General features: G+C 65.5%; 16 protein-coding genes, 1 tRNA gene and 2 pseudogenes. 9 read left to right on the top strand and 10 right to left on the bottom strand.

Annotation, left to right across the window (positions count from 1 at the left end):
- Positions 1-180: 180 nt before the first annotated feature.
- Complete coding sequence (locus VGM71_RS06975) at positions 181-417, bottom strand: hypothetical protein (protein WP_331543358.1); 237 nt, start codon at positions 415-417, stop codon at positions 181-183.
- A 156-nt stretch (positions 418-573) separates the two neighbouring features.
- On the opposite strand from VGM71_RS06975, the gene VGM71_RS06970 reads away from it, so the two are divergent.
- Together VGM71_RS06970 and VGM71_RS06965 are read left to right on the top strand one after the other, a co-directional pair.
- Entirely contained in the window at positions 574-792 is a 219-nt protein-coding gene (locus VGM71_RS06970) for a CsbD family protein (protein ID WP_331543356.1), read from the top strand.
- Positions 793-824: 32 nt separating this feature from the next.
- Positions 825-998: a DUF1328 domain-containing protein gene (locus VGM71_RS06965; protein ID WP_072323948.1), complete on the top strand. Its 174-nt coding sequence runs from the start codon at positions 825-827 to the stop codon at positions 996-998.
- Between the two features lie 393 nt (positions 999-1,391).
- On the opposite strand, the pseudogene VGM71_RS06960 reads toward VGM71_RS06965, so the two are convergent.
- Both VGM71_RS06960 and VGM71_RS06955 read right to left on the bottom strand, forming a co-directional pair.
- Positions 1,392-1,604: pseudogene (locus VGM71_RS06960) on the bottom strand (HAMP domain-containing protein); the annotation flags it as partial.
- Between the two features lie 580 nt (positions 1,605-2,184).
- Positions 2,185-2,511, bottom strand: a complete 327-nt coding sequence (locus VGM71_RS06955) for a response regulator (protein WP_414675102.1) — start codon at positions 2,509-2,511, stop codon at positions 2,185-2,187.
- A gap of 41 nt (positions 2,512-2,552) precedes the next feature.
- Here VGM71_RS06955 and VGM71_RS06950 point away from each other — a divergent pair, with 41 nt between their 5' ends.
- The gene (locus tag VGM71_RS06950; protein WP_331543354.1) at positions 2,553-2,678 is read left to right on the top strand and encodes a hypothetical protein; all 126 of its coding nucleotides are present in this window, start codon (positions 2,553-2,555) and stop codon (positions 2,676-2,678) included.
- An 18-nt stretch (positions 2,679-2,696) separates the two neighbouring features.
- On the opposite strand, the gene VGM71_RS06945 is transcribed toward VGM71_RS06950, so the two are convergent.
- The 4 genes from VGM71_RS06945 to VGM71_RS06930 all read right to left on the bottom strand — a co-directional run bounded on the left by VGM71_RS06945 (position 2,697) and on the right by VGM71_RS06930 (position 6,056).
- A tRNA-Arg gene (locus VGM71_RS06945) sits at positions 2,697-2,773 on the bottom strand.
- A gap of 56 nt (positions 2,774-2,829) precedes the next feature.
- Positions 2,830-3,042: a LytTR family DNA-binding domain-containing protein gene (locus tag VGM71_RS06940; RefSeq protein WP_331543352.1), complete on the bottom strand. Its 213-nt coding sequence runs from the start codon at positions 3,040-3,042 to the stop codon at positions 2,830-2,832.
- Between the two features lie 157 nt (positions 3,043-3,199).
- Positions 3,200-5,104 (bottom strand): M61 family metallopeptidase, encoded by a 1,905-nt coding sequence (locus VGM71_RS06935; RefSeq protein ID WP_414675101.1) that lies wholly within the window; start codon positions 5,102-5,104, stop codon positions 3,200-3,202.
- Positions 5,105-5,351: 247 nt separating this feature from the next.
- Positions 5,352-6,056, bottom strand: coding sequence for a glutathione binding-like protein (locus VGM71_RS06930; RefSeq protein ID WP_331543350.1), 705 nt, complete (start codon positions 6,054-6,056; stop codon positions 5,352-5,354).
- A gap of 223 nt (positions 6,057-6,279) precedes the next feature.
- Here VGM71_RS06930 and VGM71_RS06925 point away from each other — a divergent pair, with 223 nt between their 5' ends.
- Positions 6,280-6,888, top strand: coding sequence for an outer membrane beta-barrel protein (locus VGM71_RS06925; protein WP_331543348.1), 609 nt, complete (start codon positions 6,280-6,282; stop codon positions 6,886-6,888).
- A gap of 45 nt (positions 6,889-6,933) precedes the next feature.
- Here the strand turns inward: VGM71_RS06925 and VGM71_RS06920 are convergent, their stop codons facing one another.
- The 3 genes from VGM71_RS06920 to VGM71_RS06910 form a co-directional block, all read right to left on the bottom strand.
- Positions 6,934-7,440 carry a hypothetical protein gene (locus VGM71_RS06920; protein WP_331543346.1) on the bottom strand — a complete coding sequence of 169 codons (507 nt, stop codon included), beginning with the start codon at positions 7,438-7,440 and terminating at the stop codon, positions 6,934-6,936.
- Positions 7,441-7,536: 96 nt separating this feature from the next.
- Positions 7,537-9,045 (bottom strand): amino acid permease, encoded by a 1,509-nt coding sequence (locus VGM71_RS06915; RefSeq protein ID WP_331543344.1) that lies wholly within the window; start codon positions 9,043-9,045, stop codon positions 7,537-7,539.
- 93 nt (positions 9,046-9,138) lie between these two features.
- Entirely contained in the window at positions 9,139-10,176 is a 1,038-nt protein-coding gene (locus tag VGM71_RS06910; protein ID WP_331543342.1) for a glycerophosphodiester phosphodiesterase, read from the bottom strand.
- A gap of 128 nt (positions 10,177-10,304) precedes the next feature.
- Between VGM71_RS06910 and VGM71_RS06905 the strand changes: the two genes are divergently transcribed.
- The 5 genes and pseudogenes from VGM71_RS06905 to VGM71_RS06885 all read left to right on the top strand — a co-directional run.
- Positions 10,305-12,299, top strand: coding sequence for a bifunctional 2',3'-cyclic-nucleotide 2'-phosphodiesterase/3'-nucleotidase (locus VGM71_RS06905; RefSeq protein WP_331543340.1), 1,995 nt, complete (start codon positions 10,305-10,307; stop codon positions 12,297-12,299).
- Positions 12,300-12,906: 607 nt separating this feature from the next.
- Complete coding sequence (locus VGM71_RS06900; protein WP_414675100.1) at positions 12,907-14,055, top strand: homoserine dehydrogenase; 1,149 nt, start codon at positions 12,907-12,909, stop codon at positions 14,053-14,055.
- Positions 14,049-14,999 carry a homoserine kinase gene (locus VGM71_RS06895; RefSeq protein ID WP_331543338.1) on the top strand — a complete coding sequence of 317 codons (951 nt, stop codon included), beginning with the start codon at positions 14,049-14,051 and terminating at the stop codon, positions 14,997-14,999. Before VGM71_RS06900 ends, VGM71_RS06895 begins: the two co-directional genes overlap by 7 nt.
- A complete protein-coding gene (thrC, locus tag VGM71_RS06890; RefSeq protein ID WP_331543336.1) occupies positions 14,996-16,279 on the top strand; it encodes a threonine synthase in 1,284 nt (427 codons plus the stop codon). The genes VGM71_RS06895 and thrC overlap by 4 nt, the downstream gene beginning before the upstream one ends.
- Positions 16,280-16,675: 396 nt before the next feature.
- Positions 16,676-17,872, top strand: a pseudogene (locus VGM71_RS06885) (2-isopropylmalate synthase); the annotation flags it as partial.
- Positions 17,873-17,875: the final 3 nt, after the last annotated feature.

Below are 17,875 nucleotides of genomic sequence, written 5' to 3'. Positions count from 1 at the left end.
GTTCGTCAGGCCAGCGTTTTGCCTCGGGCTTCCTTCAGACGACCAGTCACCCGAATCGCCCTTGCCTCTGGCTAACCCTTCCCCTTGCCGGGTGGGTAGAGGACTTTCACCTCCTAGCAGGTGCGCCCTGCCGGGCGCACGGAAAGAAAGGCGCGACGGAAGTCGCGTCTTTTTTTTCGATCAGCGATCGAGCAACCCGTTCAGGGTGGAATATCCGATCTCCGGCGCTTCGCGCTCCAGCAATTCGGCCGCCATGCGTCCCGCGGTGGCATACGCTTCCAGCGACAACACGATGCCCGCACTCAGGCGACGAGCGCCCGCTTCGAACAGCGCCTCGCGCGACGGCAGCCCCGGCACCAGCATCACGTTCAACGGCATCGGCGCGGCACCGGCCACTTCGTCGCATCTCTTTGACAAGCGATCCCTGGCGCGTGCGTGTAGGAAATGCCAAAACCCGGTGAGCCCACGCCTCACTCGTCACAGACACCGCTTTCAACCCCCCGATGCTCGAATGGCCCCCGACCCGGCACGGCGATGGCCGTCGTGCGGGCGCAAACCGATCGAGGAACCGCCATGAACGAAGACACCCTCAAGGGCCAGTGGAAGCAATTGAGCGGCCGAGTGAAGGAACAGTGGGGCAAGCTCACCGACGACGACCTGAAGGTCGCGGAAGGCAGTAGCGAATACCTCGCAGGCAAGGTCCAGGAGCGCTATGGCGTGGCGAGGGAGGAAGCGGAGAAGCAGGTGAAGGAGTTCCGCGACCGCATCGATCAACACGATCGGAAGTACTGAAACCATCCCCCGACTCGCCAGAGGAGAACATCATGCTGCATTGGGCCGTCATCTTTTTCGTGATCGCGCTTATCGCCGCGGTCTTCGGCTTCACCGGCATTGCCGCCGGTGCCGCCAGCATCGCGAAGATCCTTTTCGTGGTCTTCCTGATCCTGTTCATTCTTTCGCTGCTGTTCGGCGGCTTGCGTCGCGGGCCGAGGATATAGGCAGCGATACCTCGACAACGTACGAAGCCCCGGCCCCAGACCGGGGCTTTTTTTGACCAGGGTCATTCCCGCGGCGGCGAAGCACGCGACTACGGCAGAACCACCATCGCGACCAGGCCGCCGCCTTCGCGATTGGCGAGGCTCAGGTTGCCGCCGACCCGCGGTATCAATACGTGCCGGTGCCTCGTCGCCGCCGTGCGCGCTGCGTGCATAGGCCACGCCTTCGCGTACGAGATGCTCCATCTCGCCGAGGTCGGCAAGGATCCGGTCGCGCTCCATGCCGTCGTCCAGCGATTCCGCGCGCAGACGCATCCGCGTGATCGGCGTCTGCAGGTCATGCGAGATGGAGGCGAGGATATGCAGGCGCTCCTTCAGATAACGGCTTATGCGGTCCTGCGTGGCGTTGAAAGCCATCGCGGCATGGGCGACCTCGTTGGGTCCGCCTTCCGCCATGCGCGGCCCGCCGCCGGCGGGCGTCATGGCATCGGCCGCGCTCGCCAGTCGCGCCAGCGGCTGCGAGGCCTCGCGCACGGCAAACCAGCCACAGGCCAGCAGCAAGGCCACCTGGAGGATGAGTACGAAGGGCAGCCATTCGGCGACGGGCATCACGCCGCGCGGGGTCAGCTCCAGGGTCAGGAGCGATCCGTCGCGCAGCGTAAGGTGGACCTGGTAGCGCTCCGGCTGGGTGGAAATCGTGTCGCCATGCACGCCGTAGCTGGTGCCGACCTGCTTCGCGATCATCGCCGTCACGTCGCGTGCGCGCCCGGACACCAGGGGCGTACCGGCCTGGCCCGTCCCGAGGACGAAACGGTAGTTGTCGCGCTGCAACCGCGACAGCCACTGGGGACGCTCCGCGGCGGGTAGTCGATCCAGGATGGCGACCGACGTGCTGACCTCGTTTTCGAGCGTATTGAGCATGACGCTCGTGGCCGATTCGTAGCGCTCGTAGAACATGAGACCGAACGAAAGTCCATGCGCGAGGAGGAGCCCGGCGAAAATGATGAGGTACATGCGCGCCGCTCAGCGATACCACGGTGCCGTCCTCGTCGAGCAGGTGGCGCGCCGTGGTATCGAGGCGCCAGCGGCCGAAGGAAACAATGTCGCTGGTCTCCGTGATGCGCAGGTTCGGCAGCAGCATGCGCGTGCGGCGAATCACGGCCTTGATCCGCGCCAGCAGTTCGCGCGGCTAGAACGGTTTCACCACGTAATCGTCGGCACCCATCTCAAGGCCGATAATGCGGTCGGTTTCATCGTCGCGAGCGGTGAGCAGCAGGATCGGTACGGCGCGATGCTTGCCGCTGCGCAGGGTGCGGCAAAGCACCAGGCCATCGTCGCCCGGCATCATGATGTCGAGCACGATCAGGTCGAAAGCCGAACCCTCGAGCTGGGCCATCATGTCGCGGCCATCGGCAGCCGCGGTCGCACGCAGGCCATTCTTGCGCAGATAGTCCACCACACCCGTACGGATGCCGTGGTCGTCGTCGACGACGAGGATGTGATCGATATGTTCCATGGCCTGCATCAGTATTCGAAGCCGGGCAACCGTTGCGCACCGTGATCATCGAATGGGAGAGCCTGGCCAAGGCCATCAAGGTACGAAACAGCGATCCGTACCTGAAGGCCTTCGCGCTGCTTGGCGACGGCGCGGTGCGTGACTTCCGCATCGTGGAAGAAGGCTAAACGGCGGAGAAGAAAGAATGGCGCGCCCGGAGGGATTCGAACCCCCGACCAATGGCTTCGGAAGCCACTACTCTATCCGGCTGAGCTACGGGCGCGTAAACAGCGGACGGGCATTGTAGCGGGATTGCCCACCGCGGCCTAGCCTCGACTGTCAGGCCCTGCCGTGGGCAGGCTCGGTAACCGCCGCCAATGCGCGCAGACTTTCCCGGTAGCGGCGGCTGCATGGCAGGACGGTGCCGTCGGCCATGTGCAGGCGCGCTTCGCCGGCATCCAGCGGCCCGATGGCGCTGACCTGGGCCAACTGGACCAGGTAACTGCGGTGGGCGCGGTCGAGTTCGAGGCGTGGGTGCCTGGGTCGTGGCACGGATATTAGCGTTGTAGGAGCGCGCCAGCGCGACAGCTTTCGCCCGTGTCCACAGGCTCACGCGCCGGCTCCGGGGGTCGGCCTCAAAACATGTCGCGCGCAGGGCGCGCTCCTACATCAATGCGAAGAGGGCGCCTTGCGGCGCCCTCCCTTTTTCTTATTTCGCCTTGTACAGCTCGCCCAGCCAGTCGGGCTTGCTCTTGTCCCGCTCGAGGTGCGGGTACTTCAGGCCTTCGTGGTAGTCGATCTTGATCGTCTTGTAGGTGTCGAAGTTCTTCACCAGCAGTTCGATCGGTGCCTTGTCGCTCTTCGCGGTGGTGACGGCGTCCTTCAGCGTGTCGCCGTCGAACTCCTTGTTGTTCACCGCGACCACCGTCATGCCCGGCGACAGGCCGGCGTTGAAAGCCGGACCGTCCCAGCGGACGTCGGAGATATCGCCCTTCGACGACACGGCGAAACCGGCTGAGTAGGTCAGGTCGGTGTAGTGACGACGGCCCTCGGCGGCCTTCACGGCTTCGGACGGCTTGTCGTTGTACACGAGCTTCCAGCCGCCGCGCTCGATGCCCTCCAGATCACCCTTGTGGCCGTCGATGCGCTCGCGCAGGTAGCTGGCCCAGTCGTACGGCGTGATGCCGTTGAGGGTGGAGGCCACCTCTTCGAACGTATACGGATTGACCTTCCAGTCGCCGTCCTTCATGCCGAAGAAGGCCTTGGCGAAATCGTCCAGCGAGCGCTTGTTCTTGGTGAGCTCACGCAGCTTGGTGTCGACGTCGAGCCACACCATCTGGCCGCCCGAATAGTAGTCCTCGCTCATCTGGTAGTTGCGGTACGAGAGCGGACGGCGTTGGGCGATGGTCGGGTCGTTGGTCGTATCCTGGATGTTGCGCCAGGAAAGGCCAGGACGACCCTTGTCGTACGTGGCGGCGACGAAGGCGAGCACGTCGCGCGCCTGGTCTTGCGACACGAGGCCCGAACGGGCGGCAACGACGTTGCCCCAGAACTGCGTCTGGCCTTCGTACACCCACAGCAGGCTGTCGCCCATCGGCACGTTGAAGTTCGGGGTGGCGAGGTCGGCGCCACGGCGGTACTTGCCGTCCCAGGAGTGGTTGTACTCGTGCGACAGCAGGTCACGGCCAAGCCAGCTCTTGTCCCACTCGGTGAAGTAGTTGGGCGAGGCGCTGTTCTCGGACGACCGATGGTGTTCCAGGCCGATGCCGCCGAGCTTTTCGGTGAGGGCGAGGAGGAAATCGTAATGGTTGTAGTGGCGAGCCCCGTAGAGCTTGTCCATCTGCTTGACGAGGTTGCGATGGATGTCCAGCGCTTCCGGCTTGATCTCCAACGCCTTGGCGCTGTCGGCCACGATGTTCAGGTGCACCGGCGAACGGCCGTTCGGATCGAGATCCACGCGCTTGAAGTAGCGGCCCGCGAATATCGGCGAATCGACGAGGTCGTCGTAATTGATCGACTTGAAGGAGACGGTATCGCCATCCTTGCTGGCCTGCTCTAGCGCGCTGCCGTACTGGAAGCCGGCCGGAAACTTCACCGATGCCTCGACCGGTATGCGGTCGGCGTTATAGCCGGCCGGATACAGCGAGACCTGGTTCCACTCGACGTTGACGATGTCGGGCGTCATGACGACGCGGCCCTGGCGCGTGTCCTGCGGCGTCAGTGTCTGGAATTCCACGTCCACCGAGGTCGCGCCTGCCGGCACTTCGACGCGGAAGGCGTAGACGTTGTATTTGTCGCGCGTCCACTCGAGACGCTTGCCGCCCGAGTGCACCACCAGCCCGGCGAACTGGTCGATCGGACCTGTCGGCGAGTGGTGGCCAGGGATCCATTCCGGGAACAGGAGGATCAGGGGACCAGCCTGCGCCGGGATATTTTCCTTGACGCGGAAGATGCGGTGGTCGGTATCGGTCGCATCGACGGTGAGCTTCAGGGTGCCGTTGAAGGCGACGTCCTTCGGTGGGGGAACCATGGTGGCATCGTCGGCGTAGACAGCCGACGCGCCGACGCCGGCCAGCGCGGTCAGCAGCGCGGAAGCAAGAAGGGTGGATTTCACTGGTAGGTCTCCGAGAAACGTGTGGGTCGCCCGGCCATCCCTGCGAGCGGGTCGGCACGGTCCCCTGTGGTCCGCGCAAGCACTCGATGCTAAACGTCATGCTTCGGAGCGCCCTATGCCAGAGGTCACGGGCGACCGGGCAAAATACGCCAGCTCCCCACCGCAAGAAATCACGCCCGACGGCATGAGGAGCCTGCAAAAATGCAAAAAGCGGCTTGCGGCCGCCTTTTGCCGTCGCCCCGCTCAGTCAGGTGCGGGAGGGGATCTTCAGGCCGCGCTCCACGCCGGGACGTGACATGCCGCGCCCGAGCCACGCCATGACGTTCGGGAAATCGTCGAAGCCGACCAGCTCGCGCGCGCCGTAAAAGGTCACGAGGTTGTTGACCCAGCCCACGGTGGCAATGTCGGCAATGGTGTACTCGTCGCCGACGATCCACGTGCGGCCGGCGAGTTGCCGGTCCAGGACACCGAGCAGGCGCTTGGACTCGTTGACGTAACGCTCCAGCGGGCGCTTGTCTTCCCATTCGCGGCCGGCGAATTTATTGAAGAAGCCCACCTGCCCGAACATCGGGCCGATGCCTGCCATCTGGAAGAAGACCCACTGGATCGTTTCCCAGCGCTTCGTGGCGTCCTTGGGAAGGAACTTGCCGGTCTTTTCCGCGAGATACAGCAGGATGGCGCCGGATTCGAACAAGCCGATCGGCTTTCCGTCCGGGCCATTGGGGTCGATCATCGCCGGAATCTTGCCGTTCGGATTCAGCGATTCGAATGCAGGCAACTTGCTCTCGTTCTTGCCGATGTCGACGAGGTGTACCTCGTACGGAATGCCGAGTTCCTCGAGCATGATCGACGCCTTCACGCCATTAGGCGTCGGCAGCGAATAAAGCTGGATGCGATCCGGGTGCGCGGCGGGCCAGTGCTTCGTGATCGGGAAAGCGGAGAGGTCGGACATGGCGGGCATTCCTCATACGGGGAAACATCGAAGGTAGGGCGCACCACGGAAGGATTCAATGTGCCGACCGGTGGGCCGCTCGATAAGGCGAACGCCCTCACATTATGTAGGCGAATGGCGTGACGTGCTCCCTTCGCCCTTCGGCCACCTTTACCGACACGTAGACTCCGGCGGTCTGCAATCATTCCAAAAACGCAGGCATCATTCGACACAAGGAAATGTCATGCCAAAGCTACTGCTAGCGACAGCTGTCGCCCTCTCCGCTGCATTCGCCCCGCTCGCGGCCACCGCGTCCTCCGAAGGCGCTTTCCTGGGCGCCAGCCTCGGTAAAGCCCGTTACGACGCCGACATGGGTGCTTATGACGGCAAATGGGCACGCGCTTACGAACTCCTCGGCGGCTATCGCTGGAAGGCTGGCGATCGTTTTGCCGTGGGTGTCGAAGGCGGCTATGCGAACCTCGGCCAGATCGCCGACCGTCAGCACGGCGCGGCTACCAACAAGAGCACCCTGGTTGCCCGGGCGTGGCTTATCGGCGCGAACGGCAAGTGGGCCATGGCAAAGGACTGGTCGCTGATCGGCCGCGCCGGCATCGCCCGGACCCGGTCAGACTTCGAGAGCCGCTCCGTCGCCGGTTCATCCCGCTCCCGCTTCCGCGCCCACGTGACGGACAGCTCGGTATACCTCGGCACTGGCGTCGCTTATGCGCTTACGCCGCGCGCCGACGTCTCGCTACAGGCCACGCGCTACCTGCCTTCGGGCCGGAATACCGTTGTGAGAAATACACGCATCGCAGCGACCGTGCTGAGCGCGGGTGCGGAATTTCGTTTCTGATTCCGCAGGAGGCGGCGTGTTGCCGCCTCCTTTCCCCCTGCCCTCTTATTCCAGGTCGCCGAGCCTTGCATCCATCTTCGGCGCGGCAAGCCATTCGCCGACATCCTCGCCGATGGCCTTGGCCGTGCGCACGAGCACGGCGCAATTACCCTTGAAGCCGCCGAACGCACCACCCATGGATGTGCGGCGGTCACGGAAACTGCCGACCACGGCGCCGTCCTGGTAGAGCTTGCCCTTCACGGTCATCGCCTTGTGATGGCCCATGAAGGCGTTGCCATCGGCCACGACGTCAGAGATTTCCATCTGTAGCGTCCTGCCGGGCTCATTACCCGCCACCTTATCGGCGAAGGCGATACTGATACCGGATTCCTTCGCCTTGCCTGCCACGGCATCGGGCAACTCGTTTTCGAGCTTGCACTCGTCGAGCACGGCCTTCGGAATATCGGCGTCTTCATTGAAGCCCACGGGCTTCTGCACGGTCACGCTGTCCGCGGCGAACGCCGCCGGCGCGGCGGCGAGCATGAACAGCGCGGTATAGGTCCACTTCCCCACTATCTTCCCCTTGATGTGTTCCTGCCGACACGCGTCGGCGCGGCATGATGACTCAGGAAACGAGACGAGGCGGAGATGCGGATCGCGGGATACCTCTTATCTATCGCGATTGAGCTTGCTATGGCGAATGCCGTAGGTGAAGTAAACGATCAGCCCGATCGCCATCCAGATCGCGAAGCGCTCGAAGGTGATCCACGGCAGGCCCCAGATCAGCGCCAGCGAGAACAGGATGCCCAGTGGCGCCACGAACCATACGGCGGGCGTGCGGAAATTGCGCTTGAGATCGGGCTTGCGCACGCGCAGCAGCAGTACCGAAGCGCAGATGAGGATGAAGGCGCTCAGCGTGCCGATGTTCACCAGCTCCGCCACTTCGCCGATCGGCAGCAGGCCGGCGACGATGGCGGTGAAGATGCCGAGGATCATCGTCGGGCGAGCCGGCGTGCCGTAACGCGGATGCACGCGGGCGAACCATGCCGGCAGCAGGCCGTCGCGGGACAGCGCGAACCAGATGCGCGCCGCGCCGAGCATGAAGGCGAACAGCACGCTGATCACGCCGATCACGGCGGCGATGGCGATCACGTTGCTGATCCAGGGCAGGCCGATGGCATTGAACGCATCCGACACCGAGGCTTCGCCGCTCAGGGTGCTGTAGGGAACGATGCCGGTGAGCACGAGCGATACGGCGATGTAGAGCACCATCGCCACGGCGAGCGACAGCAGCACGGCGCGTGGCAGGTCGCGCTGCGGGTTGCGCGCTTCCTCCGCGGCAGTTGTCAGCGTGTCGTAGCCGAACACGGCGAAGAACACCACGCTCGCACCGGTGAGCACGCCATGCCAGCCGAAGTGGCCCACACCCTTATCGTCGAAGATCCGCTCCGGAATGAATGGATGCCAGTTGGCCGTATTGATGAAGAACGCGCCCACGCCGATGACCAGCGCCACGCCAAGCACCTTGATGCCGACGATGATCGTATTGAGCCGCGCACCCCACTCGGTCTTTACCGACAGGAGGATCGCGACCAGGAGCGAAATGCCCGCGGCGATGATGTTGAAGCGGTGCGCGTCGGTGGGTCCAGCCACCGGACTGGCGACATGGACACCGAGCGAACCGAGGCCCTGCTGCCAGTAATACTTCATGGTGTCGGCGCTCATGCTCTTCTGCGCCCACTCCGGCAGGTGTACGCCGGCGGTCGCCAGCAGCACCTGCACGTAGCCCGACCAGCCGATCGCCACCACCGCGACTACCAGCGCGTACTCGAGCAGGAGGTCCCAGCCGATGATCCACGCCGCTCCCTCGCCCAGCACCGCGTATCCGTAGGTGTAGGCGCTGCCGGTGACGGGGATGAGGCCGGCGAACTCCGCGTAACAGAGCGCCGCGCAGGCGCTGCCGAAGCCGGCGATGATGAAGCTGAGTGCCACGGCCGGCCCCGCGTTGAGCGCCGCCTGCTGGCCTGCCAATACGAAGATACCCACGCCGATGATGCCGCCGATGCCGATGGCAGTGAGCTGCCAGAGGCCCAGCACCCGCCGGAAGTCCTTTCGCTGGCCAACCTCGGCCTGCAGTTGCTCGACGGACTTGTGGCGGAGGAATTTCGCTAACGACATCGGGTGACCCCTGGGGCTGGCTGACGGGCGATCATAGCGGGGCAGCCCAGGGGTGTCGTCAGTCGCCGCGTGGCAGCGCCGCGGATTTCCTGCTCAGCGACCGTCCACGGCCTTGCGCCCCAATGCGGGATCGTCGGTGAAGAAGGCGTCGATGCCCGCGGCGAGGTAGGCCCTGATTTCGGCTACCGAGCCGGCCTCGTTACGCGAGTCGTCGGCGCCTTTCCGGAAATTCTTAGCCAGGAAGCGATTTTCGGGGCGGAAGGTATAGGGATGGACCTCGAGGCCGGCCGCATGCGCGTCGTGCACCAAGGTAGTCGGCACGCCCAGGCGCCCGTCCTCGTCCAGGGGCACGATGCTTCGCGTGGACGGCCCGATGGCGTCCGCGTAACCGGCGATGGTCTTGAGGCCGGCAGGCGTCATCATCTGCCCGTACGTGGTGGACGGCACGTCGGCGGGATGCTCTCCGGCCGTTTCCATGAGTTGGAGCAGGCGCACGTTGGGGTGATCGTCGCCGAGCTTGCCGCGCAGGTATTTCAGGTTGCCGATTTCGAAGGACTGTATCTCCACCGGCGCCGTGCGCGTATAGGCATGCGCGGCCAGCGTCGCCAGCAGCTTGTCTTCCATGGGTAGGTCGAGGGAACGGAAGTACGTGGAGTGCTTGATCTCGGGAATGATGCCGATGATGCGACGATGCGCTGCCGCCTCGGCGGCAACGAACTCGATCATCTCGTCGAACGTCGGCACGGCGAACTGACCGTCATACGCGGCACTGGCCTTGCGCACGTCTGCCAGCCGCTCGCGCGCACGCAGCGTCTTCAGCTCCGCCAGGGTGAAATCTTCGGTGAACCAGCCGGTGACGGACACACCGTCGATGGTTTTCGTCGTGCGTCGCGCCGTGAATTCCGGATGTGCGGCGACGTCCGTCGTGCCGCCGATCTCGTTCTCGTGCCGGACCACCAGTACGCCGTCCTTCGTCGACACCAGGTCAGGCTCGACGAAGTCCGCGCCGTCTTCGATCGCCACCGTATAGGAAGCCAGCGTGTGCTCCGGCCGCAGCGCGCTGGCGCCGCGATGGCCCATGACGAGGACTTTCGACGCGATCGGCGTCACCGGAGCGGCAGGCGTGGGCATTGGAAGCGCTCCGAGGACGAAGGCCAGGACACAGAAGGATAGGACAAATGCTTTCATGGCAGGGTGGGTACCGTCATGGCCTTTCTGCTAGTTTCCCGCCCCGAACCTGTCGCTTCCACCGGATCTCCATGATGCTCAAGCCGCTTGCCCTCGCCACGCTTTCCGCCGCCCTGCTCGCCGCGTGTGGCGGTGCTCCCGCCGGAAAGACCGCCACGACCGCCGGGGTGAAGGACGGCGCGACGCTCGACCTCGCCATCCTGGAGACCACCGACGTCCATTCCAACATCCTGTCCTACGACTATTACAAGCAGAAGGACGACCCAACCCTCGGGTACGAGCGCGTCGCCACGCTGATCCGCCAGGCGCGCGCCGAATTTCCGAACACCGTGCTGTTCGACAGCGGCGACACCATCCAGGGCACCGTGCTCGCCGACTACCAGGCACTGGTCAAGCCGCTCGCCTGCGACTCGGAACTGGCGATGTACAAGGCCATGGATGCGGTGGGCTACGACGGCGGCACCGCGGGCAACCACGAATTCAACTACGGCCTGCCCTTCCTCGCGCAGGTCACCAACACCGCGATGAACGTCGACGGCGTCCAGGCGCGCCAGTGCGCCGGACCAAAGTTCCCGCTCGTGCTGTCGAACGTGTACAGCGCGCGCGACGGCAAGCCCATCTTCAAGCCGTGGACGATCGTGACGAAAACCGTCACCGCCGTCGGCAGCGACGGCAAGCCCATGCAGGCCATGCTGAAGATCGGCATTATCGGCTTCACGCCGCCGCCGATCCTCGACTGGGACAAGCGCAACCTCGCTGGCAAGGTCACCGTCGACGGCGTCGTGGAAGCGGCGAAGCGTTACATGCCGGAGGTGCTCGCGCAGAAGCCGGACCTCGTCGTCGCCATCCTGCACGGCGGTCTCAACACCGCGCCCTACACACCGCAGATGGAAAACGGCGGATGGTACCTCGCCGGCGTACCGGGTATCGACGCGCTGCTGCTGGGCCATTCGCATACTGAATTTCCTGGGCCGCACTACGCGGACATGAAGGACGTCGACGCGGAGCGCGGCATCGTGCGTGGTGTGCCCGCCGTGATGGGCGGCTTCTTCGGCAAAGACCTCGGCGTCATCCAGATGACGTTGCACCGTGAAGATGGGCGCTGGGTCGTGGAGAAGGACGAGAGCCATAGCCAGGTGCGGCCGATCTGTCCGAAGAAGAACGAGTGCGTGGCTCCCGACCCGTCCATCGCCCCCATCGTGCATGAGGCGCATGAAGCCGCCGTGGCCTACGTGAACACGCCGATCGGCGCCACCGATCACGCGCTGACGAGCTATTTCGCCGACGAGGGCAACATGTCGGCGCTGGCGGTGGTGAATGCCGCGCAGATCGACTACACCCGCGAGGAACTCGGCCGTGCGCACCCCGAGTTGAAGAATGTGCCGATCCTCTCCTCGGCCTCCGCCTTCCGCACCGGCTTCGGCGGGCCGGAGGATTTCACCGATGTACCGACGGGCCCGATGACCATCCGCAACGCCGCGGACCTGTATTTCTATCCAAATACGCTGGCCGCGGTGAAGACTGACGGCGCAGGCGTAAAGGCCTGGCTGGAGAAAGCCGCCACCCGCTTCAACCGCATCGATCCGGCGAAGGACGGCGAACAGGACCTCATCGGTAAATTGCCGGGCTACAACTTCGACCAGATGCAGGGCGGCATCACTTACACCATCGACGTGTCGAAGCCCGAAGGCGAGCGCATCGGCAACCTGCGCTTCAAGGGCTCGCCGGTGAAGCCCTCGCAGGCATTCATCGTGGTGACGAACAACTACCGCGCCAGCGGTGGTGGCGGGTTCCCCGGCGTGACCGGCGACAACATCGTGCTCAGCGCGCCCGACGGCAATCGCGAGGTCGTCATCCACTGGGTCGAGCGCAAGATGACCCTCACGGGCAAGGATGTGGAGAAGCGCTCGTGGCGGTTCGCTCCTGTGAAGACGAAGGGACCGGTTACTTTCACCTCCGCCGCAGGCAAGGAAGATGTCGCAAGGTCGCTAGGCCTTCCGATCCGCCAGCTACGCGAAAACGGCGACGGCACCGCGGTGTACGCGATCGACCTGTCGAAACACTGATCCATGCGGGGCGACTGACGCATGCGGGGGAGGCATGACGCATGCGGGGCGACTGACGCATGCGGGGAAGGCTGACGCATGCGGGGGAGGTATGACGCATGTGGGGAAGGCTGACGCATGCGGGGCCGTAGGAGCGCGCCTTGCGCGCGACATCTTTTGAGGCCTTGACCCGGAGCTGGCGCGCCAGCTTCAGGACCGGGGCCAAAAGCTGTCGCGCGCAGGGCGCGCTCCTACGCGGGGCTGGGCTGGCCGCTCGTGAAACCGGCCGCTCCCGGAAGATGCTGCCCTTCGTATATGAACTCGGCCGTCTGGCCTACAAAGTCCCCGTTGACACTCCGATTCGCGGGGGATAACGTCGAACCATGTATCCCGACACGCCAGCGCTGCGTCACTTCACGGCCCTTCCGGCCGGCGCGCTTGCGTCCCTGTCCATCACCGCGGCGACGACTACCACGACCACTACCGTGGTCGGAGGACCGGAGTTCGCGCGCGCCTAGTTCCTTGTCGCTACCGGCCCCGACCTCCCGCAGGACGGGACCGGTGCCGAAGCTCCAGCCGACTCCCGCCTGACGTGACGTGAAGGGCCTCTTATCCAGAGGCTTTCATCGTGTCCATTGCCATCGCACCACCCCATTCACCCTTACGCGCCGCGCCACAGCGCGCGGTCGTCAGTCCCTTCGTCGTCCATGTGGGCATCGTCGGTCCCGGGAAGGTCGGCAGTGCGTTGCTGACCCAGCTGCGGCTCGCGGCACCACGCCTGCTGCGCCACTGCAACCTCGAGCTTCGCCTGCGCGCAGTCAGCGACAGCCGGCACATGTGGCTCGATTGCGACGACGAAGCCCTCAACGGCCGGACTCACGGCGCGCAGACCTGGCGTCCGGCGGAGCTCGACGAATTCGCGGCTTATGTCGCCGGTGACCGGGGTGACCCGGCCGTACTCGCAGACTGCAGCGCCAGCGACCTCGTCGCGGACCGCTACGCCGGCTGGCTCGCCGCCGGCATCCACGTGGTGACGCCGAACAAGCGCGCCGCAAGCGGTCCGCTGGAACGCTGGCGCCGGATCGGCGCGGCCGCAGGGGCCAGCGGCGCGCGGCTGCACTACGAAGGCACCGTCGGCGCCGGCCTGCCGGTGGTCCATACACTGCGCGACCTGCTCGACACCGGCGACGAACTGGTCGCTATCGAAGGAATGCTCTCGGGGACGCTGGCCTGGCTCTTCAACCGCTTCGACGGGGCGCTGCCCTTCTCGGCCCTGGTCCGCGAAGCGCATGCGCGGGGCTACACGGAACCCGATCCGCGCGACGACCTGTCGGGCATGGACGTGGCGCGCAAGCTCGTGATCCTGGCTCGCGAGGCGGGGCGGTCCCTGTCGCTGGAAGACGTCGACGTACGTGGCCTGGTGCCTGACGACCTCGCGGGGTGTTCGCGCGGGGTGTTCATGGAGAACATGCACGCGCTGGACGAGCCGATGGCGAACCGGCTCGCCCGGGCGCATGCGGCCGGCGGCGTGCTCCGCCATGTGGCGCGCCTGGATGGCCACCGCGCATCCGTGGGGGTGGAGGCGGTCGATCCTGACCATGCCTTTGCCCATGCGCGCCTTACCGACAACGTGATCCGCTTCGCCACCCGCCGATACTGCGACAATGCGCTGGTCGTCCAGGGCCCGGGTGCCGGTCCCGAAGTCACGGCGGCGGCGGTGTTCACCGACCTGCTGCGCGTGGCGGGCGCGATGGGAGTAAAACGGTGCGCATGCTGAAAGAAGAATCGTCGCCCCTGGTCCGTGCGGATGTCGCCGTGGCAGAGGCCTACGCCAGTGTCGGCAACGTCGGCATAGGCTTCGACATCCTCGGTCATACCGTCGCAGGCGCCGGCGATCGCGCCGAAGTGCGCCGCATCGGCGAGCGGGAGGTTCGCATTGCGGCCATCCACGGCGTGGTCACCGACCTGCCTCACGATGCATCCGGCAATACCGCGGGCGCGGCCCTGCTATCGATGATGCACGGCCTGAACCTGCCCTTCGGTTTCGAGCTCACCCTGCACAAGGGCATCGCGCTCGGCTCCGGCATGGGTGGTTCGGCGGCATCGGTCGTCGCCGCCATCGTCGCCGCGAATGCCCTGCTCGACCAGCCGCTTGCGCGCGAAGCGCTGTATCCGTTCGCGCTGGATGGCGAAGTCGTCGCCAGCGGCAGCCGGCATGGCGACAACCTCGGGCCGATGCTGATCGGTGGCCTCGTGCTCGCCACGGCGTCGCGCCTCGTACGCATCCCCGTGCCGCCGGACTGGCACTGCGCGCTCGTGCACCCGCATCTGGTGCTGGAAACACGCCGGGCACGGGCCGCACTCGCGGGCCATTACGCCCTGGATGAATTCGTCGCCCAGAGCACGAACCTCGCCCTGGTGCTCGCCGGCTGCTACAGCGGCAACGCCACCCTGGTTCGCGAGGGCCTGTCCGATGTGCTGGTGGAGCCCCGGCGCGCACCGCTGATTCCCGGCTTCGCCCAGGTGAAGCAGGCCGCGCTGGATCATGGCGCCTTCGGTGCCAGCATTTCCGGCGCCGGCCCCAGTGTCTTTGGCTGGTTCGAAGATCGCGCGGTGGCCGAGGCGGCGGCGCACGACATGCGCGAGGCCTTCGCGGCAGCCGGGCACGGGAGCGATGCGCTGGTCGCGCCGATCGACGGCCCCGCCGCCCGCGTCCTGTGAGCGTACGTTACGTCAGCACGCGTGGCGGGGTGGAGCCCGTGGGCCTTTCAGCCGCCATCGCTGCCGGATTGGCGCCCGATGGCGGACTCTACGTACCGGAAAGCATGCCGCGCATCGAACCACCGCCCCGCAGCGGCTATCTGGCGGGCACGGCCTTGCGCATGCTCGAGCCTTTCTTCGAAGGCGACCCGCTGGCCGCCGACCTGCCTGCCATCTGCGCCGACGCCTTCGCCTACCCGGCGCCGCGGCGCGAGTTGCGCATCGACGGCGCGCACCTGCTCGAGTTGTTCCATGGGCCGACCGCCGCGTTCAAGGACTTCGGTGCGCGCTTCCTGGCAGCCTGCCTCGGCCGCCTGCGTCGCGACGCCGAGCGGCCGCTGACGATCCTCGTCGCCACCTCGGGCGACACCGGCGCGGCCGTCGGCGCCGCGTTCGAGGGCGCGCCAGGCATGCGAGTGGCGATCCTCTATCCGGACAACCGGGTCTCGCCCAGGCAGGCCCACCAGCTCGGCAGCTTCGGCGACAACGTGCGCGCCCTGCGCGTCGAAGGCAGCTTCGACGACTGCCAGCGCCTGGTGAAGGGGGCGCTGGGCAACGCCAGCCTCCAGGCGGAGGTGCCGATGTCCTCCGCGAACAGCATCAGCCTCGGGCGCCTGCTGCCGCAGATGGCTTACTTCGGCCATGCCTCCCTGCACGCGGGAGGTCGCATGAACACTATCGTGCCCACGGGCAACCTGGGCAATGCCGTGGCTTGCCTCTGGGCGCGCGAGATGGGACTCCCCATCGGCGATGTGACCTTCGCCTGCAACGCCAATGACACGTTGCCCGAGTTCTTCGCGGGCATGCCGTACAGGGCACGCGACGCTATACCAACGATAGCCAACGCCATGGATGTAGGCGCCCCGAGCAACTTCGAGCGCCTGATCCATCTTTTCGGCGGCGATGAGGCCACCCGGCGCGGCGGCCATGCCGAAAGCGTGGACGATGCGGAGATCCGCACCATCATTCGCCGGCACGCTGCCAGCGACGGCGAGGTGTTCTGCCCGCATACGGCGACGGGCATGCGCGTGTTCGAGCGCCGCCGCCTCGCCGGCGACCGCCGCGACTGGACCATTGCCGCGACGGCCCACCCCGCGAAGTTCGACACGATCGTCGAGCCGCTCATCGGACGCCGCGTGGAAGTACCCGAAGCCCTCGAAGCGATGCTCGCACGCGAGGCCACGGCCGAACCCATGGCGGCGGACGCGCGACTTTTCGCTGAATGGCTGCGCGCCTGGTAACGCCATACCACTTGCACGACGGTGAGTATCCGCGCCGCCGCGCGCTGCGAACCACGGCCCTTTCGTTTAGCCATCCAGACGTCCTGGGAATAAAGTTTCCGAGGAAAGTGTTGACACCTGCCGACGAACTGGCATACGGTCGACCACATGACGCAGCGCAACACCCATGGCCGCTTTGCCCTGAACCGACTTACGTCGGTCAGCGGTGAACTGCGTCTCGGCAGCGGCCTCCTTCTTATTAACCTTGTACTTATTACCTGCGGAGGTGCGGGCTGAGGGCAAGTGTCCAGGTGAAATAAGAAGCGAAACCTGAAGACTCCCAAAGAACCCCGCACCCGGTAACGGATGCGGGGTTTTTTATTGCCCGGCCCGCCTCATTCACGAGCGGAGCCAGACATGAATCCAGCAACACAGGGCAGCACCGGCGGCGGCGAGAGCGACGTAGGCGGACGCGTGCGCATCTTCGACACCACCTTGCGCGACGGCGAGCAGGCCCCCGGCTTCTCGATGGACCGGCGCGCCAAGCTGCGCATGGCGCACGCCCTGGAAGACCTGGGCGTCGACATCATCGAGGCCGGTTTCCCGCAGGCGTCACCCGACGATTTCGCCGCCGTGACGGAGATCGCAAGAACGCTGAAAGCGCCCACGATCGCCGCACTGGCCCGATGTCAGGACGCCGACATCGACAGTGCGGGCAAGGCGCTGCAAGGCGCCAGGCATTCACGGATCCACCTGTTCCTTTCCACCTCTCCCCTGCATCGCGAACACAAGCTCGGCAAGAGCAGACAGGAAGTGATCGACATCGCCGCCGCCGCCATCCGGCGCGCCGGCACCCTCGCCCACGAAGTTGAATTTTCCGCCGAAGACGCCCTCCGTACCGAACCCGATTTCCTCGCCGAGGTCTTCTCGGTTGCCGTCGAAGCGGGCGCCAGCATACTCAACGCGCCCGACACCGTCGGATATGTCACTCCTTCCGAAATCCACAGCATGTTCACCTACCTGCGCGAACATGTGCGCGGGGCGGACACGGTCGTGTTCTCCACCCACTGCCACGACGACCTCGGCATGGCGGTGGCCAACAGCCTGGCCGCGATCGCCGCCGGCGCACGGCAGGTCGAATGCACGATCAACGGCATCGGCGAGCGCGCGGGTAACGCGGCGCTGGAGGAAATCGTCATGGCGCTGCACACGCGCCAGCCCCTTTTCCGCGTGGACACCGGCATCGTCACCCAGCGCCTCTTTCCCACCTCGCGACTGCTCGCGGAGGTCACGGGACAAGCCGTGCCGCGCAACAAGGCCATCGTCGGCGACAACGCGTTCGCGCATGAGTCGGGCATCCACCAGCACGGGATGCTCAAGCATCGCGGCACCTACGAAATCATGCGGCCGCAGGACGTAGGCGCGAAAACGTCGCTGGTCCTCGGCAAGCACTCCGGCCGCCATGCGCTGCGCCAGCGACTCGTCGAACTCGAATTCGCCGTCGATGAACCCACGCTCGACGCCATCTTCGAAAGCTTCAAAAGCCTCACAGACAGACAGCGCTCGATCACCAACGACGACCTGGTCGCGCTGATGGACAAGCACCAGAACCACTAC

It is taken from the genome of Luteibacter sp. (assembly GCF_036499525.1).
Lineage (GTDB): Bacteria > Pseudomonadota > Gammaproteobacteria > Xanthomonadales > Rhodanobacteraceae > Luteibacter.
Note: the sequence above shows the minus strand (reverse complement) of the source record. Positions and strands in the feature narration are given on the sequence as shown.